The organism is Novosphingobium aquae (genome assembly GCF_037572715.1).
GTDB lineage: Bacteria > Pseudomonadota > Alphaproteobacteria > Sphingomonadales > Sphingomonadaceae > Novosphingobium > Novosphingobium aquae.
On record NZ_JBBHJY010000011.1, the window covers coordinates 38,166 to 64,230 of the forward strand.

The window sequence follows — 26,065 nt, forward strand, 5'->3', positions numbered from 1 at the left end:
GAGGAATAGGGGAGAGTGAGAATGGACAAGCAGGCAGGCCCACCGGCCAATCACCGGTCGATTTTCTGGATCAGCGTGCTTGCGCTGTTCACCGCGGCGCTGGCCAATTCGATCCGTGCGGGGGCTGCCGGTGCGCTCAAGACATCGCTCCTCGATCCTATTGATGCGCAGCATTCGGGCGCGATGATCGGCACGGTTCTGGGCAACAGCTTCCTCGGCTTCGCGCTCAGCCTGCTGGTGATCAGCCCCTTGCTCGACCGCTTCGGTGCCAAGAAGGTGATCCTGTTCGCCGCCGCCTGCTTCATCGTCGGCCCGGCGTTGGTGCTGATGTCGGCCAATGCCGGCGGATCGGTCTATACCATGCTCAACATTGCCATGATCATCTGGGGCTTCGGCTGGGGCGCAACCGAAGCCTCGATCAACCCGATCACCGCGACGATCTATCCCAATGACAAGACCGGCAAGCTCAACACGCTCCACGCCTGGTGGCCGGCAGGCATCGTCGCTGGCGGCCTGCTTTCGGTGCTGTTCTTCAAGCAGTTGAACCTCAGCTGGCAAGTGCTGATTGCCCTGCCGATCATCCCTGGCATCGTCCTCGCACTGTGGACCTTGCGCCATGAATTTCCGAAGACCGAAAGCACCGCGCAGGGCGTGACATTCAGCGAAATGATGGCCGAACCGTTCAAGCGGCCGACGTTCTGGACCTTCTTCGCCATCATGTTCCTCACCGCCTCGGCCGAACTGGCTCCGGGCGCATGGGTTGACGTGACGCTGACCGAGACGGTCGGCTTCTCGGGCATCCTGGTGCTGGTCTATGTCTCGGCGATCATGTTCGTGATGCGGCATTTCGCCGGCGCGCTCGATCACAAGTTCTCCGACATGGGCCTGCTGTGGTTCAGCACGATCCCGGCCGCCATCGGGCTCTACTTGCTGAGCACTGCCAATTCGGCGGTTACTGCACTTGTCGCGGCGACCTTCTGGGCTTTCGGCGTCTGCTTCATGTGGCCCACCATGCTCGCCGCCGTATCGCGCCGTTTCCCGCGCAGCGGTCCGTGGGGCATCGGCCTGATCGGCTTTGCCGGCGCACTGGCGATCCGCTTTGTCCTGCCCAAGCTGGGCGAGATCTATGACAATGCCAAGCTCGTCAAGGCAGGCAGCAAAGAAGCGCTCGACGCTCTCCAGTCGGGCACGCCGGAAATGCACAGCGTGCTCGCCTACGCCGCCGAAACCTCGTTCCAGACGATCGCGATCATCCCGGTCGTGCTGTTCGTGATCTTCGGCCTGGTGTGGTTCTTCGAACGCAATCGGAACACCAAATGAAAATCGGCATGAACCTGCTGCTGTGGACCGGCCACGTGGACGAGAGCCACGTGCCGGTGCTGCGCGCGCTCAAGGAAACCGGCTTCGACGGCGTGGAAGTGCCGGTGTTCGATCCGTCAGACGTTTCGCACTTTACAAAGCTTGGCGCGATCCTTGATGATCTCGGCCTGCAACGCACAGCCGTGGCGCTGATCCCGGACGAAGCGCATTCTCCGGTTTCCGCCGATGCGGCGGCACGTTCAGCAGGCGTCGATCACCTCAATCGCGTGATCGACTGCTGCGAGGCGCTTGGCGCACAGGCGCTGGTCGGGCCGTGGTTCCAGCCGCTCGGTGTGTTCTCGGGCAAAGGCCCCACGGAAGACGAACTGGAGCGCTGCGCCGGGGTGCATGGTCAAGTGGCGCAGAAGGCACGCGATGCTGGCCTGATATGCGCGCTCGAACCACTCAACCGGTTTGAGTGCTACCTGCTCAACACCTGCGAGCAAAGCTCAAGCTACCTTGAGCGTCTGAATGAAGACGGCTTCGGCATCCTTTACGACACGTTCCACGCGAACATCGAGGAGAAGGACCCGCTCGCCGCGCTGCGCACCGCTTATGGCAAGGGTCACGTCAATCACGTGCACATAAGCGAGAACGATCGCGGAACGCCGGGGCGCGGCCACGCCAGGATCCGTGAGACGATCGGCGAGCTCAAGGGCCTTGGCTATGATGGCTGGCTGACGATCGAAGCCTTCGGCAAGGCCCTGCCCGAACTCGCCGCTGCCACCCGCGTGTGGCGCGATTTCTTCGCCAGCCCCGAGGAGGTCTACTCCGAGGGCTATTCCTATATCCGTGACTGCTGGGAGCAGGCTTGATGACTGACGCATTTTCCATCCACCGGCGCGGTGCGCTGGCCTCGATCGCCGCGCTGATCGGCGCGACAGCGCTCCCGCTCGAAGCGCTGGCCGCCCCGAAAAAGAAGGCCAGGGGCAAGCCGGCGGCGAAGAAGTTCTTCAGCCCGTCGCAGATGGCGCTGGTCACTGCACTGGCCGATACGCTTATCCCCGCCACCGACACCCCCGGCGCCGTGTTCACCAAGGCGCCGCAGCAGCTCGACAGCCTGATGATCAACTGGGCCTCGCCCGCCACCAAGGCGCAGATCCTCGGCGCGCTTCCCGGCATCGAGAAGATGGCGCTGGATGCGGACAAGAAGCCCTTCGCCGCGCTGACCCCAGCCCGCCGCAAGGAACTGCTCATTGCCTATGACAAGGCCGCGCTCAAGACCGTGCCGCGCAAGGAAAAGCTGACGGGCCTCGCGGCGATGATGGCGGGTCCCGCCGTTGCCGATCCCGCCTATGCCAAACTCAAAGACCTGATCATCACCCTCTACTACACGTCCGAAGTCGCGATGACCCAGGAAGTCATTTACGAACACGTCCCCGGACCGTTCGTCCCCTCGCTCAAGATTACCCCCCAGACCCGACCCTTTGCTGGCGTCGGCGGTCTCGGCTGAACGGAGAATATTTCCATGGCATTCGACGCAATCGTCATCGGTTCGGGCATGAGCGGCGGTATCGCCGCCAAGGAACTGTGCGAGCGGGGCCTCAAGGTCCTCATGCTCGAACGGGGCTACGACATCGATCCCGCCAAGGACTACACGGACATGACGATGCCGTGGGAGTTCCCCAACAACAACCGCGTGCCTGAAGAAGAGGTTGCGCGCGACTACTACGTGCAGAGCCAATGCTATGCATTCAATCACGCCACCAAGCATATGTGGGTGAAGGACAGCGACCACCCCTATTCAACGCCGGCGGACAAGCCGTTCACCTGGATCCGCGGCTATCACACCGGGGGCCGCTCGATCATGTGGGGCCGCCAGTCCTACCGACTGTCCGACATCGATTTCGAGGCCAATGCCAAGGACGGCTACGGCGTCGACTGGCCGATCCGCTATGCCGATCTGGCCCCGTGGTACGATCACGTCGAGGAGTTCATCGGCGTGGCCGGCAGCTATGAAAACCTGCCCCAGCTTCCCGATGGCAAGTTCCTCAAGGCGTGGGAAATGAACGACGCCGAAAAGATGCTCAAGTCGGCGGTGGAATCGAAGTTCCCGACCCGCAAAGTCATCATCGGCCGCAACGCCAACCTGTCCGAAGCCAAGCCGCACCACGAAGAACTGGGCCGCGGCCCTTGCCAGAACCGCTCGATCTGCGAACGCGGCTGCTCGTTCGGTGCGATGCACTCAACGCTGACCTCGTCGCTGCCGGCAGCGCGCAAGACCGGCAACCTGACGCTGATCACCAATGCCATCGTCCATTCGGTTGTCACCGATCCGAAGACCGGCAAGGCCACAGGCGTGCGGGTGATCGATGCCGTGACCAAGGTTGGCAAGACCTATGAGGCCAAGATCGTCTTCCTCAATGCCTCGTCGATCAACTCGGCAACTATCCTGCTGAATTCGGCCAACGATGCCAATCCGCGCGGCCTCGCCAACGGATCGGACCAAGTCGGCCGCAACCTGATGGACCACATGTACGCGCTGTCCACCGCCGGCATCCTGCCGAACGGTCCGAAGGATTCGTACTACAAGGGACGCCGCCCGACCGGCATCTACATCCCGCGCTTCCGCAACGTCACGGAACCTGGCGAAGGCTATGTCCGCGGTTATGGCTATCAGGGCGGCGCCATGCGCATGACCGGCAAGGGCCAGAACCAACCCGGCACGATCGGCAAGGAATACAAGGAAGGCATGCACAAGTTCGGTCCGTGGATGGCCTTCATTTCGGGCTTCGGCGAAATGCTGCCCAACCCGGAAAACCGCGTCACGCTGAACCCCACCCGCAAGGACAAGTGGGGCATCGCGATCCCGCACATCGAATGCACGATGGGTCCGAACGAACACGCCATGGTCAAGCACATCCTGGCAGACGGCAAGGCGATGATCGAGGCCGCTGGCGGCGTCGTTGTCAACCAAGCCACGGAACCGGGCACCCCCGGCCTCGGCATCCACGAAATGGGCACAGTGCGGATGGGCAAGGATCCCAAGACCTCGGTGCTCAACAAGTACAACCAGGCCCACGAAGTGCCGAACCTGTTCTGCACCGATGGCGGCGCCATGGCCTCGTCCGGCTGCCAGAACCCGTCGCTCACCTACATGGCGCTTTCGGCCCGCGCCGCGCACCATGCCGTGGAATTCCTCAAGGAAGGCAAGATTTGATGAAGGTTGTTCTCACCACGGCAGCGGCGCTGGCCGGGCTGGCGCTTGCCGCCCCCGCAATCGCCGGCCCGGTCACCGATTGCCCGAACCGCGACGTTCCCTTCTCGGCACAATCGCCGCTGATCGACGTGCTGCTCAGCCCGGCGGCCAAGGCGGTGATCGACAAGCATGCTCCGGGCCGGCTTGACAAGATGCCGCCGAACTTCGCCGGTACCAAGACGCCCAGCTTCGCCTCGATCCTAACCGCCGAATCCGCCACCCGCTTCACCGGCATGTCGGCGGACAAGGTTGCCGAGATCGACAAGGAGCTGCGCGCTTTGCCGGTGACGGCGGCGGACAAGGCGGCTCGTTGCCAGCGCTTTGACAACGATGTGCCCACCTTCCCCGCCATGCCCAAGGGCAAGGTACGTCTGCTGGTGATGGAAAAGATTAACGGCTTCAAAGACGTGCCATCGGTCGAAGCGGCCCACGCCGCGCTGACCGCCATGGCGGAGCGCAAGGGCTGGGCCATCGCCTTCACTGAAAAGGGCGGCGCGATCAATGCCAGGACGCTGGGCCAGTTCGATGCCGTCATCTGGAACAACATCAGCGGTGACATCCTGACGCTGAGCCAGCGCAAGGCATTGCAGAGCTTCCTCGCCAAGGGCGGCGGATTTGCCGCAATGCACGGCAGCGCAGGCGATCCGGCCTATTTCTGGGACTGGTATGCCGACAAGCTGATCGGCGCACGCTTCACCGGACACCCGATGGCCCCGCAGTTTCAGGAAGCCCGCGTGATCGTCAGCACCGATCATCCGATCGCCAAGGCAGCGAAATTGCCGCGCGAATGGCGCATGACCGACGAATGGTATTCCTTCAAGACCAGCCCGCGCGCCGCCGGTGCGCAGGTCATCGCCTCGCTGGATGAAGGGTCCTATACCCGCAAGAGCCCGATGGGCCCTGACGGCTATCTCGACATGGGCAACGATCACCCGCTGGCTTGGACCAACTGCATCGGAAGGGGCAGAATGTTCTATTCTTCCATCGGCCACATGCCGCAGACCTATACCCAGCCGCAGGCGCTCGCGCTGCTGGAGGCAGGCATTGACTGGGCGGCGAGCAACAAGAAGGCGTGCCCCGCACGCTAGGCAAAAAAAGAGAGCGGCTGTTCACGTGAGACAGCCGCTCCTAGGCGGGGAGAAACGAGGCCCTGAAAGGACCTGCAATGTCGGGCTAAGCCTCCCCGTTTCTGAGAACCTTGACCTGCGTCAAACCCTGTAAAAAATCCGCGCTTTCAGATCGAAAGGGCCTTCGCGCCCGGCTCGCCAAGCCAGCGGGCGCGGACTTTCCACACCGCGCCGATCAAGTCCGGCGTCATGGCCTCGGCAGGTGTGCCGTCAGCCGCGATTCCGCCGTCCGCCAGCACCACGACGCGGTCGGCATGGTTCATCGCCGCGGCCAGATCGTGCAGCACGACGACCACGCCGCGGCCTTCGCGCGCCTGTTTGCGCAGCTTGCCCATCAGCGCGGCGGCGTGGGCGAGATCGAGGTTGGCGAGCGGTTCGTCCGCCAGCAGCCAGCTCGGTTCCCCGGCCAGCACCCGCGCCAGCAGGGCCCGTGCGCGTTCGCCGCCGGACAGGCGCGATACGCGGCGTACGCGCAAGTGTTCGAGGTCCATCGCCGCAATAGCCGCTTCGATGGCTGCGCCGCCCGGCGCCCCCGGCCACGGCAGCCGACCCAGCGCAACCAGCGTTTCAACCGTCACGTCCCACGCCACTTCGGGTGTTTGCGGCAGGAAGCCGATGGCCTTGGCGCGGTCGTGGGGGTGGGCCTCGTCTAGCGCCATGCCGTCCAGCCGAACCTCGCCGCCATCGAGTAATCCGGCGAGGCAAGCGAGCAGGCTGCTCTTCCCTGCGCCATTCGGGCCGACGATAGCCGTCAGTTCGCCGGGCCGCAGGGTTAGCGATATGCCGTCCAACCGTCCGGGCAGTTCCAGTGCGTTGGCCGAAAGAGTCATGCCCAGCCTCCATCCGCCGAAGTGCCGCGCCGCATCCTCAGCAGCAGCGCGAGGAAGAACGGCGCGCCGATCAGGCTGAGCGCGATGCCCAGCCGCAATTCGCTCCCCGCCAGCGGCACTACGCGGCACAGGCAATCGGCGATCAGCAGCAGCAGCGCCCCGGCCAGCGCGCTCGGCACGATCAGGCTCGATGGGCGGCGGTCGGTCAGCGGGCGCACGAGGTGAGGCACGACCAGCCCGACGAAGCCGATGATCCCGGCAACGGCCACACCGCTCCCCACGGTCAGGCCAACGCCGATGACCAGCAGCGCCTGCAAACGCGACAGATTGATCCCGAGCGAGCGCGCCACCGCATTGCCCAGCAGCAGGGCATCGAGCCCGCGCCCGGCCAGTCGCAGCGCGATTATCCCCAGCAGCGCCCCCGGCACGGCAATCCACGCCTCGTTCCACGACCGGTCAGCCACTGCGCCCATCAGCCATGTGACGATTTCGGAAAGGGCAAAGGGCGAAGGCGCAAGGCTGATGGCAAGGCTCATCAATGCGCCGGCGAGGCTGGCGAGCATCATTCCGGCCAGCGTGAACGTGGCAACGCCGCCGTTCCGCCCGGCGATCAGGCTGAGCAGCAACATGCCGATCGCTGCCCCGGCCAGCGCGAACAGCGGCAGGATCCAGGCGCTCACCGCATATCCAGTCCACAGCGAGAGAACCGCCCCCAGTGCTGCACAGGGCGCGATGCCGAACAGGCCCGGATCGGCGAGCGGATTGCGCAGATAGCCCTGCATCGCCGCCCCTGCCGCGCCGAGGCCGCTCCCCACCGCCAGCGCCAGAACGGCGCGCGGCAAGCGCAGTTCGAACAGGATGGACCGGGCATTGGGCACCGCCAGGTCGAACGGATTGATCCACACCTGCCCGGCCAGCAGCGACAGCGGCACCGCCAGCACAATCAGCAACACCAGGGTCATGTTGAGGCGGGTCATGTTCCGCGCACCTCGGCAAAACGGCGGGCGGCGCGGATGATTGTCGGACCGCCACAGTAAAGCAAGGATGGGTCGACAGCCTCGCGGCGAGTCTTCGTCAGGCGCGCCAAGGCAGGATGGCCAAGCAGGCGGTTTTCCTCGGCGCGCGGATTGCCGGCGGTGAGCACCAGCTCCGGTGGATCAGCGAGAAGGCGCTCAAGCGGCAGGTAATCCGCCTGCTTCATGCCCTTGCTCGCACTGAAATTCGCCAGCCCCGCGCGGCGCATGACGTCAGCGACCAGTGTATCGTCACCCGGCACGATGCCGCCCGGCTCCCACAGCACGGTCTGGACGGGACTCGCTCCCGGCGGCGGCGCGGCCTTTGCCAGTGCATCAGTGATCCGGGCAACCAATGCTTCGCCGCGTTCGGGATGGCCCGTTAACGTCGCAAGATGACGCACCTGCGCGATGCTCTCCTCAACCGTCGCGGCAATGCCCAGTTCTTCCAGCCGCCAACCCAGCCGGGCAAAGGCGCTGCGCGTTGCCGGCGGCGTAAAGGTTCCGCCGACGATCAGGTCGGGCCGCAGCGCCAGCACTTCTTCCACCGAGCCATTCGTCGCCCGAAACCGCCTCGCCTGCGCGGGGTCCATCGAACTCGACGCGGGATCGTGGCTCCATGCGGAAATGGCAAGGATCTGCACGGGGTCGGCAACCTCGGCCAGAATCGCATCGGTGCAGGGATTGAGGCTGACGATGCTGGGCAGCGAAGTGGCGGGCGCGCGGGCGACCGGCGCTGGAGAACAGGCCGCCAGCACCAGCGCGAGAAGCACGCACGCCCGCTTCATCAGAACCGCGCCCGCAGGCCGGCATAGGCACTGCGTCCCGGCGTGTTGTAACCCGCGACCGCCTGATAATCGGCATCGCCGACGTTCTCCACGCGGCCAAAGACTTCGATCTGATCGGTCACCGGCAAGCTGGCACGAAGGGTGAGCACGACATGGCCCTTCAATCGCACGTCGTTGGCGGGGTTGGTATCGCCAAACGGATCGTCGACCGATTCACTTGCGAAGCGTGTATCCGCCCCGATCACCAGCCCGCCCAGCGGCGTGGTCCAGTCACCCGACAGGCTCAGCGCATGGCGCGGGCGGCGATAGAGGTCGCGGCCCGTGGTGCGGTTCGTGGCCTTCACATAGGAATAGGCGGCGCGCAGTTGGAGCACCTCCACCGGACGAACATCGGCTTCCAGCTCGAACCCGCTGGCGCGGGTGCGGCTCTGGTTGAGGTAGCCGCCCCAGCCGGCATTTGCATTGGCATCGTAGACGATCAGGTTGCGACTATCGCGGCGGAACACCGTGGCGGCAAAGTGCAGCGGCGATGACCGGTCACCCTTCTCGATACCCGCTTCGTAGGACTGACTGCGCTCGGGTTCGAGGCCGAGGTTCCCGGCAAAGCCGAACAGCTGGTAGAGCGTCGGTGCCTTGAAGCCCTCGCCATAGGAGGCGCGCAGCCGCCAGTCGCCGCCGATCCCGACTGAACCGTTGGCCCCCATCGTCCAGGCATCTCCGAAGCGGCTGTGGTGATCAATCCGTGCCCCGGCAGCGAAATTGGCGCTGCCGGACGTGAAGTCCGCCAGCAGATATCCGTTCGCCTGCCGCGCCGTCTGGCGGGTGTCGAACGTGCCCTCATAGCGGTCCCACACATGGCCCGCTCCGAACAGCACTGCGACCGGCCCGGCCAGCTTCCACTTGCCGCGCAGCTCCGCCTGCTGGTTGCGGCTGTCATAGGCGTAGCCGAAGGACGCGCTGTCATAGGCGCGGTTGGTATCGGCAAGGCTGTAAGCCGCCGTCAGGTCCAGCGCCTCGGAGGCATAGCGCAGCCCCGCCCGGCCCGATGCCTGCTTGGTGGTCTGGACGTAATCGTTGGCGAAGGAGAAATCGATTCCCGCTTCCGACCGGGCATAGCGTGCATCGACAAAGGCTGAGAGGCCGCTGGCGATGTCGAGCGCGGCGCGTCCGCCGGCCTGCCACTGCTCGAAGCCGTCTGCCTCGGCATCGGCGGCCAGCGCGGAAAAGCCGTCGCTGCGGGCATAGCCGCCGCTGACCGAAAGCGAGAGCGCCCCGGTCTTCACCCCGCCCGAAGCCGATCCGGTGAAGCTGTCATAGGCACCGTATTCGGCCGAAGCCTCTACGCCCTCGCTGGCCTTGGTGGTCACGGCAATCACGCCGCCGATGACGTCTGAACCCCAGATCACGCTGTTCGATCCGCGCAGCAGTTCAAGCTTTTCAACGTTACCGGAAAGTAGCGTGCCGAAGTCGAAGCCGCTGCCGGGAGAGGACGTATCCGCCACCCGCGCGCCGTCGATCAGCACCAGGGTCTGTTCGGCATCGGCGCCGCGGATGCGTACGCCGGTGAATGATCCCAGCCCGCCGTTGCGGGTCAGCGTGACGCCGGGCAAGCGTTCCAGCACGCGAGTAATGTCAGGCCCCTGGATCGAGGCGAGTTCTTCGGCATCGACCACGCTGATCGCCTGACCAGTGCTGTCGACCGGCTGGCTGAGACCCGTGGCGAGGACAGTGATTTCCTCGTCGCCATCAGCGGCCCATGCAGGCGCGACAACGGCAAGAGAACAACCGAGCAAAAACAGATATTTCACGTAAAAACCTCCAACCATGAACGAACGTCGTCCATGGCGAGGCCACCCGCCCTTATTGGCGAGCCCACGCTTGCATCCGGTACACCCCGCCCGGCTGCGGAACGACCATCATCGGCAGGTCTCCTGGCTCCCGGATCACCGCCTGCGCCCGGCCTTCCCAGCCTGACGGCCAGTGGCATGATGAGCGCAAGCTCCCCGGTCACAGTTGCGGGGGCAGCGCGGGATTGGAACCCGCTTCCCTCTTAGGTCCGATTTGCACCGGACAACCCATGACGTCGCCCGCGCCCTTACGCGCCGCTTTGCAGGGGTGCAAGCGGGGAGGTTCATTAACCGATTCAACTTACAGGGTAGGACTGTCCCCTTCCGGTACGGCGCGGAATCCGCACGTGCGCGGCAGGGGCACGCTGGGGTACGCGCGAAGGCGCGTATCGAACACGCCAATGGAGCCTGCCCGCCAGATGTCCCCAAGTGCCGACCTTTCTGCCGAACTGCCGCCGCGCGATTTTGCCGCGCGGTTGCCCCGGCACGCGGGCGGCCTGGGTGCGCAGCGGCGGCGGCGGCACATCGGCAAGCGCTCCGGCCTGCTGCTTGCAGCGGTTGCCTTCCCGGCCATTGCTGCGCCCAGTTCATGGTCTGATTTCGCCATCGGCAATGCCGGCAGGGCCCAGGTCCAGCTTGAACCGATGCCGTTCGAGCGGACCGGAGATTCGTTCCCCGGCTCGGCCTTTTATTACCTCGCGCCCGAAGAGCCGACCCAGCCGCTCGATACCGGGGCTCAGTGGGATTCAGAGGCTGGCGGCGTCGATCCGTTCGGCGGACCGACCGCGCGCGCGCTCCGGCTTAACGGCAACCTGACGGACAGCAGCCGCGCGCTGACCTGCCTGACCCAGGCGATCTATTACGAAGCCGCGAGCGAGCCCGATGGCGGCCAGCGCGCCGTGGCACAGGTCGTGCTCAACCGCGTGATGCATCCGGCCTATCCGAACACGGTCTGCGGCGTGGTGTTCCAGGGATCCGAACGCACCACCGGGTGCCAGTTCTCGTTCACTTGCGACGGCGCATTGAACCGCGTGCCGAGCCGGATGTTCTGGCTGCGCGCAGAGAACGTCGCCCGCGCCGCGCTGTCGGGCTATGTCTATGCGCCGGTGGGACTGGCGACGCATTACCATACCATCGCGGTCCATCCCTATTGGGCGCCCAGCCTCAATTACCTCGGCACGATCGGCGCGCACCGGTTCTATCGCTTCAAGGGGCCGGCCGGCACTCCCGGCGCGTTCCGCACCGCCTATGTTGGCGGCGAGCCCCTGCCCGCGCCGCATCCACGCTCTACTCTGGCGCAGGACAAGGCCGATCCGTCGGTCGTCGATCCGCTGCAGATCCAGAAGGCCTATGAACAAGGCCTCAAGACCGCGCAGGAAGGCGCCGTCGTTCCGACCGGTGGCAGTCTTGCTCCGGCGCGCCCGATGGCCGCGCCCAGCTATTCGCCCGATGTGCAGGCGCGCGGCGGTGACAAGCAGTATCGCGGCGAAAAGTTGCCCGAAGCGCAGGGCATCCGCCCCGAATATCAGGAATCGGGCAAGTGGATCGCCCAGCCGGGGACTTGATCTACGGGCGCTGAGGTCAATCCCGGCACCAAGGTAAACTCCCGTAAACCATAGGCGTAGACGAAGCCTTGGCGTCCCTGTTCTAGAGAGGTGGTCCAAGAGCAACAACACAGGCGCGCCCCCCCTATGGCCCTCACCTTCGCCGCTTCCCGGACCGGTAACGACGCTATCCTCGCGCGCATCTTCAAGCGCCGGGCCGTGTCTTGCGGCGCGAACGACAATGGGCGGCCGATCGGTGACCTGATGAGCGATCCGCAAGTGCTGCGCGATACCCTTCTGCACTTTGCCCGTCACGGCATGGGCGCTGCCGCCGTTGCGCGGCGTGAAGCGGCTGAGGCCTTCGATGCCGGCGATGACACCAGCGGCCGCAAGTGGCTGGCAATCTGCCGCCAGCTCGACCGGCGCATGGCGCGCGGACTTGAAAGCCGCGTTCCGGCCTGATCGCCGCGCGCTGCGCCGGAACGCGCAGAAACTTCCCCAAGAGACAAGCCAACCCGTAGATGGCAGGGTTGTGCCTGCATTCTCTTATTGCAAATGCTTCTCAATTGCATATAAAAGCGCACATGCAAGTCTTTCCCGACTTGCAATCGCCATGTCACACGCCTACGGCACCCTCTGAACCGGGCCACCGTCATGCCAGCGGGACTAGTGCGGCACGCCCTTGATCGCCAGATTCTCCCGCAGCTGGGAAGTGGATAGACATGGCTCGCAAGAAGATTGCCCTTATCGGCGCCGGTAACATCGGCGGCACGCTGGCTCATTTGGCCGCGCAAAAGGAACTGGGCGATGTCGTCCTGTTCGACATTGCCGAAGGCGTTCCCCAGGGCAAGGCGCTCGACCTGCTGCAGTGCGGCCCGGTTGAAGGGTTTGACGTCAACGTCACCGGATCGAACGATTACAAGGACATCGCAGGCGCCGACGTGATCATCGTCACCGCCGGCGTGCCGCGCAAGCCGGGCATGAGCCGCGATGACCTGCTTGGCATCAACCTCAAGGTGATGAAGGCCGTGGGCGAAGGCATCAAGGCCAACGCGCCCGACGCTTTCGTCATCTGCATCACCAACCCGCTCGACGCGATGGTCTGGGCGCTGCGCGAATTTTCCGGCCTGCCGCACAACAAAGTGGTCGGCATGGCAGGCGTGCTCGATTCGGCACGCTTCTCCACCTTCCTCGCGCAGGAATTCGGCGTTTCGGTGCGTGACGTCACCAGCTTCGTACTCGGCGGCCACGGCGACACCATGGTGCCGGTGGCCTCCTACTCAACCGTCAAGGGCATCCCGGTGCCTGACCTCATCAAGATGGGCCGCTCGACGCAGGAACGCATCGACGCGATCATCAAGCGCACGGCTGGCGGCGGCGGCGAAATCGTCGGCATGCTCGGCACCTCGGCATTCTACGCCCCGGCAGCCTCGGCAATCTCGATGGCCGAAGCCTACCTCGGCGACCAGAAGCGCATCCTGCCCTGCGCTGCTTTCGTTGAAGGCAAGTACGGCATCGACGGCCTCTATGTCGGCGTTCCGGTGGTCATCGGTTCGGACGGCGTGGAAGAAGTGATCGAGATCGCTCTCGACGATGCTGCCAAGGCCGGCCTCAAGGTCTCGATCGACGCCGTTGAAGAACTGGTTGCTGCCTGCAAGGGCATCGACGGCTCGCTCGCCTGATCCTGACTGATTGAACAAACGGCCGCGGCTTATTGCCGCGGCCGCGTTTCCTTCCCCGGAGTTTCCCGAATGTCCATTCTCGTCAACAAGAACACCAAGGTCATTACTCAAGGCATGACCGGCAAGACAGGCAGCTTCCACACCGAAGCGGCGCTGGCATACGGCACGCAGATGGTCGCGGGCGTGACCCCGGGCAAGGGCGGCACGGAATCGCTCGGCCTGCCGCAGTTCGACACGGTTGAAGAAGCCAAGGCCGTCACCGGCGCCACCGCTAGCTGCATCTATGTTCCGCCCGCCGGCTGCGCCGATGCCATCCTTGAGGCGATTGCCGCCGAGATCGAGCTGATCGTCGCCATCACCGAAGGCGTTCCCGTGCTCGACATGGTCCGCGTCAAGCGCGCGCTGACCGGTTCGAAGAGCCGCCTGATCGGCCCGAACTGCCCTGGCGTTCTCACCCCGAACGAATGCAAGATCGGCATCATGCCGGGCAACATCTTCTCCAAGGGCAGCGTTGGCGTCGTCAGCCGCTCGGGCACGCTGACCTATGAAGCCGTCCACCAGACCACGGCGGTCGGCCTTGGCCAGACCACGGCGGTCGGCATCGGCGGCGATCCGGTCAACGGCACGAACTTCATCGACATGCTGGAACTTTTCCTCGCCGACGACGCTACGCAGTCGATCATCATGATCGGCGAAATCGGCGGCAGCGCCGAAGAAGAAGCCGCGCAGTTCCTCAAGGACGAAGCCAAGCGTGGCCGCAAGAAGCCGATGGTCGGCTTCATCGCCGGCCTCACGGCTCCTCCGGGCCGCCGCATGGGCCACGCCGGCGCCATCGTTTCGGGCGGCCAGGGCGGCGCGGAAGACAAGATTGCGGCGATGGAAGCAGCGGGCATCCGCGTTTCCCCCTCGCCTTCCGAACTCGGCACCACGCTCGCGGCGCTGCTGAAGGAGCTTGCCTGAGGGTTTTGCCGGAAGGCACCCTTCAGGCGAGAGCAACCATAACAAGGGCAAGGGCTGTTTTCCTCCCCGGGAGCGCCCAGGTCTTGCAAGCAAGAACTTGAAGCAGCCGGGCCGCCCTGCTGCCGATTAGGTGAATCATGGGCAACGAAAGCTTCGAATTCTATCCCGCGGATCCGCAGCCCGGCCCAAGCTGGCAGCGCAGCGGCTGGCCGCTCGCCGGGGGCTCATCGGAAGACGATCTGACCCAGGCGCTCGACCCGATGAACCTGAAGGCGGCGATCAAGGCGTCGACGGCCAAGGCGGGCGCGGCGCTGGATGAAGGCGCGCTCGAAGCCGCCGCGTCGGACACGATCCGCGCGGTCATGCTGATCCGCACTTACCGCGTGCGCGGGCACCTAGCCGCAGACTTGGATCCGCTCGGCATTGCCAAGCAGGACATTCCCGCCGACCTCGATCCGGCCTACCACGGCTTCACCGCTGCCGACCTTGATCGCCGCATTTTCCTTGGCGGTTACATCGGCCTCGAATGGGGCACCGTGCGCGAAATCGTCGAGACTCTGCGCCGCAATTACTGCGGCAAGGTCGGCCTCGAATACATGCACATCGCCGATGTCGAGGAGCGCCGCTTCCTGCAGGACCGCATGGAAGGCGCCGACAAGCACATCCACTTCAGCCCCGAAGGCAAGAAGGCGATCCTGACCGCCGTGATCCGCGGCGAGCAGTACGAAAAGTTCCTCGGCAAGAAGTACGTCGGCACCAAGCGCTTTGGCCTTGATGGCGGCGAATCGATGATTCCGGCGCTTGAAGCCGTGATCAAGTACGGCGGCCAGCGCGGCGTGAAGGAAATCGTTTACGGCATGGCCCACCGTGGCCGCCTGAACGTTCTCGCCAACGTGATGGCCAAGCCGTACAAGGTGATCTTCCACGAATTCTCGGGCGGCACCGCCAACCCTGAGGATGTCGGCGGATCGGGCGACGTCAAGTACCACCTCGGCACCAGCACCGACCGCGAATTTGACGGCATCAAGGTGCACATGAGCCTGATGCCCAACCCATCGCACCTCGAAACGGTCGATCCGATCGTTCTCGGCAAGGTCCGCGCCTACCAGAATTTCCACGACGATATCGGCAAGGGCAAGCACAAGCAGGTGCTCCCCGTGCTGATCCACGGCGATGCGGCCTTTGCCGGCCAGGGCATCGTCTGGGAGTGCTTCGGCTTCTCGGGCGTGAAGGGCTACAACACCGGCGGCTGCATCCACTTCATCATCAACAACCAGATCGGCTTCACCACCAGCCCGAAGTTCTCGCGCGGCTCGCCCTATCCGTCCGACGTGGCCAAGGGCGTCATGGCGCCGATCATCCACGTCAACGGTGACGATCCCGAAGCCGTGACCTTCGCCTGCAAGCTGGCGATCGATTACCGCCAGACCTTCGGCCGCGATGTCGTGGTCGATATGTGGTGCTATCGCCGCTTCGGCCATAACGAAGGCGATGAGCCCGGCTTCACCCAGCCGCTGATGTACCAGCAGATCCGCCAGCACCCAGCCGTCAGCGACCTTTATGCCGAACGTCTGGTGCAGGAAGGCGTGATCGACGCTGGGTTTGCCGGAACGATCGTCCAGGGCTTCACCGATCACCTTGAGCAGGAATTCACCGGTTCCAAGAGCTACAAGGCCAACGAGGCCGACTGGTTCGGCGGGCGCTGGTCGGGCTTCAACAAGCCGGTCGACCCCGAAACCGCGCGCCGCAACGTGCCGACCGGGATCGACAACAAGCTGTTCGAGAGCCTTGGCCGCACGCTGACCACAGTTCCCGCGGACCTGACCATTCACAAGACGCTTGAACGCGTGCTTGAAGCCAAGCGCGACATGTTCCGCAATGGCACCGGGTTCGACTGGGCAACGGGCGAAGCGCTGGCCTATGGCTCGCTCTTGTCGGAAGGCTATGCCGTCCGCCTGTCAGGCCAGGATTCGGGCCGCGGCACCTTCAGCCAGCGCCATGCGGTGTGGGTCGATCAGACCAGCGAGAACAAGTACGTTCCGCTCAGCACCGTGCCGCACGGGCAGTTCGAAGTGCACGATAGTCCGCTGTCCGAATACGGCGTGCTCGGCTTCGAATACGGCTATGCCAGCGCCGATCCCAAGACCCTCGTGCTCTGGGAAGCGCAGTTCGGCGATTTCGCCAATGGTGCGCAGATCATCATCGATCAGTATATCGCCAGTTCGGAAAGCAAGTGGCTGCGCGCCAACGGCCTCGTGATGCTGCTGCCGCACGGCTATGAGGGTCAGGGGCCGGAGCATTCGTCCGCCCGGCTCGAGCGCTATCTCCAGCTCTGCGCGCAGGACAACATGCAGGTGTGCAACATCACCACGCCGTCCAATTACTTCCACGCGCTGCGCCGCCAGATGCACCGCCCGTTCCGCAAGCCGCTGATCATCATGACGCCCAAGAGCCTGCTGCGCCACCCGCTGGCTAAGTCGGAGCTTGAGGACTTCATCGGCGAAAGCCACTTCCGCCGCATCATGGCCGATCGCACGCCGCCGGCGGACGAGAAGATCAAGCGGCTGGTACTGTGCTCGGGCAAGGTCGGCTACGACCTGATGGAAGCACGCGATTCCGAAGGGCTGGAGGATACCACCGTCCTGCGGATCGAGCAGATCTATCCCTTCCCGGGCGAACCGCTGGGCCTGCGCATTTCGCGCATGAAGAACCTTGAAGACGTTGTCTGGTGCCAGGAAGAGCCCCGCAACAACGGCGCATGGTCCTTCGTCGAGCCATTCATCGAAGACGTGCTCAAGGACGCCGGCTGCAAGGTCACGCGTCCGCGCTATGCCGGCCGCACGGCCAGCGCCTCCCCCGCCACCGGTCTCGCCACGCGGCACGCCAGTGAACAGGGCGCGCTCGTCGCCGATGCACTGGGACTGTCCGTCCGCAAAGAAATCCGTCGCCAGAAGAAGGCTTGAGGAAACATCATGTCCGTTGAAGTCAAAGTCCCCACGCTGGGCGAAAGCGTTTCCGAAGCCACCATCGGCCAGTGGCTGAAGCAGCCGGGTGAAGCGGTGAAGGCCGACGAGCCGATTGCCAGCCTTGAAACCGACAAGGTCGCGATCGAGGTCATGTCGCCGGTTGCCGGCGTTATGGGCGCGCAGATCGTAAAGGAAGGCGATAATGTCGCCGTCGGCGCGCTTATCGCCACGATCGAGGACGGCACTCCCGCTGCCGGCGCCGAGCCGGTGGCCGAACGCACCGAAGCCCCGGTTGCCCCGGCGTCGGCCAGCGAAGCCCCCGTAGCTGCCGAAGACCCTGTCACCCTCTCCCCCGCCGTGCGCCGCGCGGTGCTGGAACACGGGATCGACCCGGCGAGCATCAAGGGTTCGGGCAAGGACGGCCGCATCACGAAGGAAGACGTCCTTGCCGCCGCTGCCGCCAAGAGCGCTGCGCCAGCCCCGGCAGCCTCCGCCCCCGCAGCCCCCGCCCCGGCACCCGCTTCCTCCGGTGGTCGCGCCGAGGAACGCGTCAAGATGACGCGCCTGCGCCAGACCATCGCCAAGCGCCTGAAGTCCGCGCAGGAAACCGCCGCGCTGCTGACGACGTTCAACGATGTCGACATGTCCGCCGTCATCGCCACGCGTGAGAAGTACAAGGACCTGTTCGAAAAGAAGCACGGCGTGAAGCTCGGATTCATGAGCTTCTTCGCCAAGGCATCGTGCCTTGCGCTCAAGGACATTCCCGCGGTCAATGCCCAGATCCAGGGCGATGAGATCGTCTATTTCGATTACGTCGACCTTTCCGTGGCGGTCTCCGCGCCGAACGGGCTGGTCGTGCCGGTCGTCCGCGACGTGGATTCGATGTCCTTCGCCGAGATCGAAAAGGCCATTGCCGGCTATGGCAAGAAGGCCAAGGAAGGCACGCTGACCATGGACGAGATGAAGGGCGGCACCTTCACCATTTCCAACGGCGGCGTGTTCGGCGGGCTCATGTCCACTCCGATCATCAACCCGCCGCAGAGCGCCGTGCTCGGCCTGCACCGCATCGAGGACCGCCCGGTCGTCCGCAACGGCGAAATCGTCATCCGCCCGATGATGTACATCGCGCTGTCCTATGATCACCGCCTGATCGACGGCCGCGAAGCCGTGACCGCGCTGAAGACGATCAAGGAAGCTATCGAAGATCCGGCGCGCCTGTTGATCGATTTGTGATAACGTCGTCCCGGACTTGATCCGGGACCGCTGGCCCCAAGTCCGGAGCCAGCGGCCAGCGATCCCGGGTCAAGCCCGGGATGACGGAGAATACAATGGCTGAATACGACTACGACGTCCTCATCATCGGTGCCGGTCCCGGCGGCTATGTCGCGGCGATCCGCGCGGCGCAGCTGGGCCTCAAGACGGCCTGCGCCGAAGGGCGCGAGACGCTGGGCGGGACCTGCCTCAATGTCGGCTGCATCCCGTCGAAGGCGCTGCTCCATGCCTCCGAATACTTCGACGCCGCCGCCAATGGCGAGATGGCCAAGCTGGGCATCAAGGTTAAGCCCGAGCTTGATCTCGACACCATGCAGGCGAGCCGCAAGGATTCGGTCAAGGGGCTGACGGGCGGCATCGAGTTCCTGTTCAAGAAGAACAAGGTCGACTGGCTGAAGGGCTACGCCGCGTTCAAAGACGCGCACACGGTTGATGTCGCGGGCAAGTCCGTGACCGCCAAGAACATCGTCATCGCCACCGGCTCGTCGGTCACGCCCCTCCCGGGCGTCGAGATCGACAATGCCAAGGGCGTTGTCGTGGACAGCACCGGCGCGCTTGAACTGACCGCCGTGCCGAAGAAGATGATCGTCATCGGCGGCGGCGTGATCGGGCTTGAGCTTGGCTCGGTCTGGCGCCGGCTGGGCGCGGAAGTCACGGTGGTCGAATTCCTCGACCAGCTGCTCCCCGGCATGGACGGCGACGTCCGCAAGGAAGCCGCCAAGATCTTCAAGAAGCAGGGCATGACGCTCAAGCTTTCGACCAAGGTGACCGGCGTAACGGTCAAGGGCAAGAAGGCCAGCGTCACGGTCGAACCGTCGGCTGGCGGTGCCGCCGAAACGCTTGAGGCTGATGTGGTGCTTGTCTCCATCGGCCGCCGCCCCAATGTCGACGGCCTCGGCCTCGAAGTCATCGGGCTGGAGCGCAACCAGCGCGGCCAGATCGAGACCGACCACGATTTCCGCACCAAGATTGACGGCGTCTGGGCTGTCGGCGACGTCATTCCCGGGCCTATGTTGGCGCACAAGGCCGAAGACGAGGGCATTGCCGTGGCCGAAAACATCGCCGGACTGACCGGCATCGTGAACCATGATGTCATCCCCGGCGTGGTCTATACCAAGCCCGAATTCGCCGGCGTCGGCCTGACCGAAGAACAGGCGAAAGAGCGCGGCGAAATCAAGGTTGGCAAGTTCCCGATGATGGCCAACAGCCGCGCCAAGACCAACCATGAACCCGACGGTTTCGTGAAGATCATCGCCGACGCCAAGACCGACAAGGTGCTGGGCGTGTGGTGCATCGCCACCGTTGCCGGAACGATGATCGCCGAGGCTGCGCTCGCCATGGAATTCGGCGCTACGTCCGAAGACATCGCCTATACCTGCCACGCTCACCCGACCCATTCGGAAGCGATCAAGGAAGCCGCGATGGCGGTGACCGGCAAGCCGATCCACATCTGATGCCCATGCGCGCAGCGATCGCCGCGTATCTCGCTGCGGTCGCTGGCGGCATTGTCTGGATGCTGACGGCCGGCGCGCCGCCAATGTTTGCGGCTGTGAACGCGCTGGCGGCTTGTCTGGCCCTGGCGATTGCCGCTGTCCTATGGCGCACACCGAGCCAGAAGCTGGAGCTTGTGGCTCTGTGGCTCGCCCCGCTCGCCATAGCAGCATCGATTGTCTTCGGCCCGGATGTCGACGGGGTTCACCGCTGGATCGCCATCGGACCCTTGCGACTCCATGCGGCAGCCCTGTTCGGCCCTGCATTCCTCGTGGCATTCCAGCGTCGGGCGGACTGGTTCGGCACGGCGGCGGCGATTGTCATGGCCGGGCTGGTCATGCTTCAGCCCGACATGGGCGCGGCGCTGGCCCTTTCCAGCGCGATCGGCCTCGCCTTGTTCTTCGAGTTCCGCTGGGACCGACTGATTGCTTTCGCGGCATCCGCAGCAGCGCTCGGCGTCACCGCTATCAGGCCTGACCGGCTTGAACCCGTGCCGTTTGTGGAAACTGTGCTGCAGAACATCTGGCGCCATGGCAGTCTGCCGGGCCTCTTGATTCCGCTGGCTTTGCTGGCAGCAATTTCGGCCCCCGCTCTCACCTCCGCTGGCAGGCGGTTTGAAGGGGCTGCTCTTGCCGGCTGGTTGCTAGGCCTTGCCGCTGCATCGCTGCTCGGCCCCTTCCCGACCCCGCTGATCGGCTATGGCGCCGCGCCGATATTGGGATACGGCATCGCGCTGGGCCTGCTCGGCCGGGCGCGGCCCAATCCCGCCCCTGTCTGACAACGGTTGCACGCAGACAGGAACCGCTTCACCTTACGCGCGTTCTCTCCAGATCGAGCGAGCGGGGCGGGTGAATGACAACAGGGATCAGGGTCCGAGGGATTTGGCTGGCAATCGTTGCCGCGCTCACTCTTGCGGGATGCACTAACGACAAGGCCGAAGTCGCTCCGCCCCGATCGAATGACAAGGTGGTGATTCCGCCGCAATCCTCGCTGATCGCCGTGCCGGTGGAGGCCGACCTTGCACAGCTGCGCGCAGCGCTTGAAACTGCTGTCCCCAAGCGCCTGTGGACGATCAACAAGGCCGGGCAGACCTGCGTTTCGCCCAGCAAGGTCAAGGTGCTGGTGGTCAAGATCAAGACCCCGAAGATCAAGTGCGATCTGGTGGGCGAAGTCACGCGCGGGCCGCTCGCGATATCGGGCAAAGGCCACCAGATCATTGTCACCATGCCAATCAGGGCGGTAATCCGCGCCCAGCGCATCGCCGGGATCATCAAGCAGGAGACCGGTACGGCAAACGCGCAGGTACGGGCGCTGATAACACTCGACATGGGAACCGACTGGAACCCGCGCGCGAAGGTCGACATCGCCTATGACTGGACGCGCGAGCCGGGCATCGATTTCATGGGCGAGCGTATTGAATTCACCAGCAAGGCCGATGCCAAGCTGCGCGGGGTCATTGCCCGGCTGGAACAGACCCTGCCGCGTGAACTGGCCAAGCTGCAGGTACGTGAACACGTGCAGGCGGCCTGGGGCAAGGCCTTCACTTCGTTGCAGCTCAACCGATCAAACCCGCCGGTGTGGATGCGCGTTACCCCGCAGGAACTGCAGTTTGGCGGCTATACGGTGCAAGGCAACCGGCTGCGCATCAACCTTGGCATGAAGGCGCTGACCCAAACCTTCGTCGGCCCCCGTCCCGCCGACCCCGCCGCCAGCCCTTTGCCGCCGCTGCGCCGGCTTGCCGGGCCGCCGGGCCGGATGCTGTTCTTCATCCCGGTCATCGCGGATTACGCGCAGCTTGAACCCGTCGTACAAAAGGCGCTGGTCAAGCGGTCTGCCCGCCCGTTCGAGGTGCCGGGCGTAGGTGCGGTGAACGCGACATTCGGCAAGGTCACGCTCTATGGCACCACCGGCGGCCGCATCGCGGTGGGCGTCAATTTCACGGCGCAGGATGTAGCGAACCAGTTCCCGCGCGCCGAAGGCATGATCTGGCTGACGGGGATGCCGGTCAATCCGCCCAACACCCAGCAAGTCACTTTCAGCGCGGTCGAGGTTACCGGCAAGAGCAACGATACGGGCACCAAGCTGCTGCTGGCGCTGGCGAATACCCCGGCGGTTGCCCAGACCATCGGCGATGCGCTGGGCCAGAACTTCGGGCGCGATTACAACAAACTGATGCTCAAGGTCAGCAGCGCGATCGACGAGAAGCGCGAAGGCAAGCTGCTGATCCGCGCACGCATCGATGAAATCCGCACCGATTCCCTTAAGGCTGCCGGCCAGGGCCTGTACCTGCCCGTCTGGGGCACCGGCACGGCCTCCATCGAACTGGTCTCGATCCGCTGATGTTGCGCGGCAATTGCTGAACCAAGCCGGTTGCCCCCTGCGCGCGAGGGCATTATGGCGCAGCCTTCAATTCCAAGGAACCTGACGAACATGGCCGCCACCGTTACGCTGAAGCTCACCCAGGACGAGCTCGAAATCCTGTCCGACGCGCTTGAGGCGGACATGGAAGGCTATCTCGAAGCAGCCAAGGAAGCCCGCGGCCGCAACAATGCGCGCGAGGAAGTCGCCACCTTCACCGAAGCCGCCGAACGCATTCAGGGCGTGCTGACCAAGGTGCAGGCGCTGGTCGAGGAATAAGGGGCCGAGGGACAAGGCGCGCCCATGCGCAGAATGCAACGTCTGGCCCGCTGGCATATCTGGCTGGGCTGGGTTGTCAGCCTGCCCATCCTGATCTGGCTGGTCAGCGGCCTCGTAATGGCGGCAAAGCCGATTGACGAGGTTCGCGGCGAGCATTTGCGCCGGACGGCGGCTCCCGTCGATGCCGCGGGCCTTGTCGCGCCGCGCGCTTCGGGAAAGATCGCCAAGATCGCCTTGATCGATTCGGTGGGCCGCGCGGTGTGGATCGTTACCAGCGCTGACAAGTCCGTCCGCCGCTATGATGCACGGACAGGCGAAATGCTTGCGCACGTTGATGAGGCAGAGGCCCGCCGCATCGCTCTGGCCGTCTATGCCGGACCCGAAAAGCTCGAGAGCCTGCGCGAATTCGCCGAACGCGACGCGCCGCTCGATCTGCGCCGTTCGCGCCCTTCGTGGCGGGCGTCATTCAGCGGTGACACGCATATCTATATCGATGCCGATAGCGGCGAGGTTCTGGCTCTGCGCACCGGTTGGTGGCGCTTCTACGATTTTCTCTGGGGCCTGCACATCATGGACCCGGGCGAGCGTGAGAATGCCCATAACCTGTGGATCTGGACCTTCGGCGGGCTGGCGTTGGTCATGTCCCTGTTCGGCACCGCCCTGCTGTTCCGACGGCGCCGCCGAAAGCCTGCCGCCTGATCAGGCCGGCTGGAATTCCACGAACAGACGCTCGATCCCGCGAATGATATAGCTCGCCTCGTAATCGACCTTGCGGTTGTCACGCGGACCGTGGTGCGCATCGGCGAGATCGAAGCTTCTGGTGTGCTCAAGGAACCTGTCAAGCAGGGCTGCCACCTCGACCCGCGCCAGAAGCGCCCCGGCGCAGGTGTGCGCGCCGCGACCGAAGCCGATGTGTTCCTTGATGCGCGGGCGGCCCAGTTTGAACTCATGCGGATCGTCCCAGCGGCGCGGATCGCGGTTGGCGGCCGGCAAGGCGATGACCACGCGCTGGCCGGCCGGTATCTCGAAATCGCCGATCTTCGTGCGCCGCTTGGACAGGCGGAAGGTCGCCTTGGTTGAACCTTCAAGCCGCATCATCTCCTCGATGAAACCGGGGATCAGCGAACGGTCCTCGCGCAGCTGCTGCTGGATGTCCTGCCGGTCGCAGAGGAAACGGAACGCGTTGCCGAGCAGCTTCGCTGACGTATCCTGCCCGGCAGCGAACAGGAACATCGCCGATTTCACCGCCTCGCCAATGTCAGGCAGTGATCCGTCGGGATAGCGCGCCAGCGCCAGCTCGGTCATGACGTCCTCGCGCGGGTTGGCGCGGCGGTCAGTCAGATACTGGAAGAAGAACCCGGCCATGAACATCAGCGCGTTGCTGCCCTTGGGTGCCTGCTGGTCCTCGCCAGCGGTGTCCATGTTGCCGGGCGGCGGCCCTGCATCGATCACGTCGCGGAACTTCTGGCGGTCTTCTTCCGGCACGCCGAGCAGGTCGGCGATGACCATGGTGACATAGGGCGTCGCCACTTCATTGATCAGTTCGCACGATCCGCGCGCCACCATGTCCTGCGCCATGGCATCGGCGTAGCGCGCCATGAAGTCCTTGTTGGCCTTCAGCCGCGAAGGCACGAACAGCGGGTTGAGCAAGTGCCGTGCCGCCGTGTGCCGATCACCGTCATAGGTCACCAGCAGTTCGAGCGAGGGATTGGCCGGCTTGGCCTGCGCGATCTGTTCGGAAATGTCGTCACCTTCGGGCACGAAGGACAGCGGCGCGAGCGGCTCGGGATTGATGACCGAGGAGTAGTCGGTGTGGTTAAGCAGCACCGACACGCCCTCGGCAAAGCCAGTGACGATGACCACGTCGCGGTTCGGCATCCGGAACACCGGGCCATGCTCGCGCAGCTTTTCGAAGTAGCCATAGGGATCGAGCAGGACTTCGCGGTCAGTGAAGAAATCGGACTGGGCAGTTATCGAAGACATGGCCGGGGCCTCTCAGGCTGGAAGCGGATCGAATTCAAGGTGGAGATCGTGCAGCGCATTGAGCACGTAAGTCGGCTCATGCTTGAAGCGGCGCGCGCCGGGCGGGCCGTGATGCGCTTCGGACAGGCGGATATTGCCCATGCGCGCGAGCAGCCGCTCAAGGCTGACGGTCACCTCGCGGCGAGCGAGCGGCGCACCGATGCAGGTGTGCGCGCCGCGGCCAAAGGCAACATGTTCGCGGATCTTCGGGCGGTCGAAGACGAATTCATCGGGATTTTCGAACCGGCGCGGATCGCGGTTTGCGGCCATCGGCGAATACATCATGATCGATCCCGCCTTGATCTCAACGCCGCCAAGCGTGGTGGTCTTCTGGCAGATGCGCCCACCGCTTTTGACCGCGCCGTCAAGCCGCAGGCATTCCTCGATAAAGTCGGGGATGCGCTTCGGATCATCGCGCAGCGCCTGCTGCACGTCCGCGCGCTCGGCGATGACCTTGAGGCAGGTACACAGCAGACGGTTGGTGGTGTCCTGCCCGGCGCCGAACAGGAAGGCGGATAGCGAGGTGATGTCGACCAGCGAGGGCTTGGCGCCATCGGGGAACCGCGCGGTGGCGACGTCATTCAGAACGTCATTGCGCTTGCCGAGCGCGCGCGCAAACGGCGCCATCAGCGGTTGGTTGGCGATCCGCCGCTTGGCCAGCAGCTTGAACAGGTCCTTGCCGAGCGCCACCAGTGGGTTCTTCATCATCTCCTCACGGGTGGCCCCGATTTTCACCGGCACCGTACCATCAAGCATCCGGCGAAAACGGTTGCGCATATCCTCCGGCAAGGCGAGCACGTCTGCGATGACCAGCGTGGCATAGGGCCCGCCATATTGCGTGGCGACCTCCACCTTGCCATCAGCCACCCATTCACCAATCAGGCTGTCCGCCGTGGTTCGCAAGCTCGGCTCCAGTTCGCGCAGCCGCGTTGGTGTGAACAGACGGGCGAGGATCGAACGCAGGTCGGTATGGCGCTTGCCCTGCTGCGATGTGATCTGGTCGGAAAACTCGATCTTCCCCCGCGCGGCTTCCAATTCGGCGCGGATGTCGTCCCCCTTGATCTCGAAGGGGATCTTCACTTCGGCGCCGATCACCGAATTGATCGTGCTGAAATGCTCGGTATCGAGCGCGAGCTGGATGGTCTCATCGAACCCGGTAACGGCATAAACATTGCGCCCGGGCATTTTCACCACCGGGCCCTGTTCGCGCAGCCAGTGGAAGTACTCGTGCGTTTCCTCGACCAGTGCCTCGTCGGTGTAAAAATCGACCTGCGCGAAATCCCGACCCACTCTCAGCACTCCCAAATTATGATCTATTGTGTATCACA

The 26,065-nt window shown here is 64.4% G+C and carries 22 protein-coding genes and 1 riboswitch; of the genes, 16 read left to right on the forward strand and 6 right to left on the reverse strand.

Features of this window, described 5'->3' with window-relative positions:
- The first annotated feature begins 21 nt into the window (after positions 1 to 21).
- The 5 genes from WG900_RS18225 to WG900_RS18245 are packed head-to-tail and all read left to right on the forward strand — an operon-like array spanning position 22 to position 5,646.
- Positions 22 to 1,320: an MFS transporter gene (locus tag WG900_RS18225; RefSeq protein WP_339969476.1), complete on the forward strand. Its 1,299-nt coding sequence runs from the start codon at positions 22 to 24 to the stop codon at positions 1,318 to 1,320.
- Positions 1,317 to 2,174: a sugar phosphate isomerase/epimerase family protein gene (locus WG900_RS18230; RefSeq protein WP_339969478.1), complete on the forward strand. Its 858-nt coding sequence runs from the start codon at positions 1,317 to 1,319 to the stop codon at positions 2,172 to 2,174. Before WG900_RS18225 ends, WG900_RS18230 begins: the two co-directional genes overlap by 4 nt.
- Positions 2,174 to 2,812: a gluconate 2-dehydrogenase subunit 3 family protein gene (locus tag WG900_RS18235; RefSeq protein ID WP_339969480.1), complete on the forward strand. Its 639-nt coding sequence runs from the start codon at positions 2,174 to 2,176 to the stop codon at positions 2,810 to 2,812. The genes WG900_RS18230 and WG900_RS18235 overlap by 1 nt, the downstream gene beginning before the upstream one ends.
- A gap of 15 nt (positions 2,813 to 2,827) precedes the next feature.
- A complete protein-coding gene (locus tag WG900_RS18240) occupies positions 2,828 to 4,519 on the forward strand; it encodes a GMC family oxidoreductase (protein WP_339969482.1) in 1,692 nt (563 codons plus the stop codon).
- Entirely contained in the window at positions 4,519 to 5,646 is a 1,128-nt protein-coding gene (locus WG900_RS18245; protein WP_339969484.1) for a ThuA domain-containing protein, read from the forward strand. The genes WG900_RS18240 and WG900_RS18245 overlap by 1 nt, the downstream gene beginning before the upstream one ends.
- Before the next feature lie 146 nt (positions 5,647 to 5,792).
- On the opposite strand, the gene WG900_RS18250 is transcribed toward WG900_RS18245, so the two are convergent.
- From WG900_RS18250 to WG900_RS18265, 4 genes are read right to left on the reverse strand one after another with little or no spacing between them, the layout of a single operon-like run.
- Positions 5,793 to 6,515, reverse strand: a complete 723-nt coding sequence (locus tag WG900_RS18250; RefSeq protein WP_339969486.1) for an ABC transporter ATP-binding protein — start codon at positions 6,513 to 6,515, stop codon at positions 5,793 to 5,795.
- Positions 6,512 to 7,492, reverse strand: a complete 981-nt coding sequence (locus WG900_RS18255; protein ID WP_339969488.1) for a FecCD family ABC transporter permease — start codon at positions 7,490 to 7,492, stop codon at positions 6,512 to 6,514. Before WG900_RS18255 ends, WG900_RS18250 begins: the two co-directional genes overlap by 4 nt.
- Positions 7,489 to 8,316 (reverse strand): ABC transporter substrate-binding protein, encoded by an 828-nt coding sequence (locus tag WG900_RS18260; RefSeq protein WP_339969490.1) that lies wholly within the window; start codon positions 8,314 to 8,316, stop codon positions 7,489 to 7,491. Before WG900_RS18260 ends, WG900_RS18255 begins: the two co-directional genes overlap by 4 nt.
- The gene (locus WG900_RS18265; RefSeq protein ID WP_339969492.1) at positions 8,316 to 10,124 is read right to left on the reverse strand and encodes a TonB-dependent receptor plug domain-containing protein; all 1,809 of its coding nucleotides are present in this window, start codon (positions 10,122 to 10,124) and stop codon (positions 8,316 to 8,318) included. Before WG900_RS18265 ends, WG900_RS18260 begins: the two co-directional genes overlap by 1 nt.
- A gap of 96 nt (positions 10,125 to 10,220) precedes the next feature.
- A riboswitch (cobalamin riboswitch) is annotated at positions 10,221 to 10,410 on the reverse strand.
- A gap of 172 nt (positions 10,411 to 10,582) precedes the next feature.
- Here WG900_RS18265 and WG900_RS18270 point away from each other — a divergent pair.
- From WG900_RS18270 to WG900_RS18320, 11 genes are all read left to right on the forward strand, one after another.
- On the forward strand, positions 10,583 to 11,728 hold the full coding sequence (locus WG900_RS18270) for a cell wall hydrolase (RefSeq protein ID WP_339969493.1): 1,146 nt from the start codon (positions 10,583 to 10,585) through the stop codon (positions 11,726 to 11,728).
- A gap of 126 nt (positions 11,729 to 11,854) precedes the next feature.
- Positions 11,855 to 12,169, forward strand: coding sequence for a hypothetical protein (locus WG900_RS18275; protein WP_339969495.1), 315 nt, complete (start codon positions 11,855 to 11,857; stop codon positions 12,167 to 12,169).
- A gap of 260 nt (positions 12,170 to 12,429) precedes the next feature.
- A complete protein-coding gene (gene mdh / locus WG900_RS18280) occupies positions 12,430 to 13,389 on the forward strand; it encodes a malate dehydrogenase (protein WP_339969497.1) in 960 nt (319 codons plus the stop codon).
- Positions 13,390 to 13,458: 69 nt separating this feature from the next.
- Positions 13,459 to 14,349 carry a succinate--CoA ligase subunit alpha gene (gene sucD, locus WG900_RS18285; protein ID WP_339969499.1) on the forward strand — a complete coding sequence of 297 codons (891 nt, stop codon included), beginning with the start codon at positions 13,459 to 13,461 and terminating at the stop codon, positions 14,347 to 14,349.
- A gap of 137 nt (positions 14,350 to 14,486) precedes the next feature.
- Positions 14,487 to 17,312, forward strand: coding sequence for a 2-oxoglutarate dehydrogenase E1 component (locus WG900_RS18290; protein ID WP_339969501.1), 2,826 nt, complete (start codon positions 14,487 to 14,489; stop codon positions 17,310 to 17,312).
- 9 nt (positions 17,313 to 17,321) lie between these two features.
- Positions 17,322 to 18,548 carry a 2-oxoglutarate dehydrogenase complex dihydrolipoyllysine-residue succinyltransferase gene (gene odhB / locus WG900_RS18295; RefSeq protein ID WP_339969503.1) on the forward strand — a complete coding sequence of 409 codons (1,227 nt, stop codon included), beginning with the start codon at positions 17,322 to 17,324 and terminating at the stop codon, positions 18,546 to 18,548.
- A gap of 95 nt (positions 18,549 to 18,643) precedes the next feature.
- On the forward strand, positions 18,644 to 20,041 hold the full coding sequence (lpdA, locus tag WG900_RS18300) for a dihydrolipoyl dehydrogenase (protein ID WP_339969505.1): 1,398 nt from the start codon (positions 18,644 to 18,646) through the stop codon (positions 20,039 to 20,041).
- Positions 20,042 to 20,046: 5 nt separating this feature from the next.
- Positions 20,047 to 20,856, forward strand: a complete 810-nt coding sequence (locus WG900_RS18305; RefSeq protein ID WP_339969506.1) for a hypothetical protein — start codon at positions 20,047 to 20,049, stop codon at positions 20,854 to 20,856.
- Positions 20,857 to 20,930: 74 nt separating this feature from the next.
- Complete coding sequence (locus WG900_RS18310) at positions 20,931 to 22,418, forward strand: DUF4403 family protein (protein WP_339969508.1); 1,488 nt, start codon at positions 20,931 to 20,933, stop codon at positions 22,416 to 22,418.
- A 90-nt stretch (positions 22,419 to 22,508) separates the two neighbouring features.
- Positions 22,509 to 22,715 carry a hypothetical protein gene (locus WG900_RS18315; protein WP_310530889.1) on the forward strand — a complete coding sequence of 69 codons (207 nt, stop codon included), beginning with the start codon at positions 22,509 to 22,511 and terminating at the stop codon, positions 22,713 to 22,715.
- Between the two features lie 24 nt (positions 22,716 to 22,739).
- Positions 22,740 to 23,414, forward strand: coding sequence for a PepSY domain-containing protein (locus WG900_RS18320; protein WP_339969511.1), 675 nt, complete (start codon positions 22,740 to 22,742; stop codon positions 23,412 to 23,414).
- Here the strand turns inward: WG900_RS18320 and WG900_RS18325 are convergent, their stop codons facing one another.
- Both WG900_RS18325 and WG900_RS18330 read right to left on the reverse strand, forming a co-directional pair.
- The gene (locus WG900_RS18325) at positions 23,415 to 24,698 is read right to left on the reverse strand and encodes a cytochrome P450 (protein ID WP_339969513.1); all 1,284 of its coding nucleotides are present in this window, start codon (positions 24,696 to 24,698) and stop codon (positions 23,415 to 23,417) included.
- Positions 24,699 to 24,710: 12 nt separating this feature from the next.
- Positions 24,711 to 26,027: a cytochrome P450 gene (locus WG900_RS18330; RefSeq protein WP_339969515.1), complete on the reverse strand. Its 1,317-nt coding sequence runs from the start codon at positions 26,025 to 26,027 to the stop codon at positions 24,711 to 24,713.
- Positions 26,028 to 26,065 lie beyond the last annotated feature (38 nt).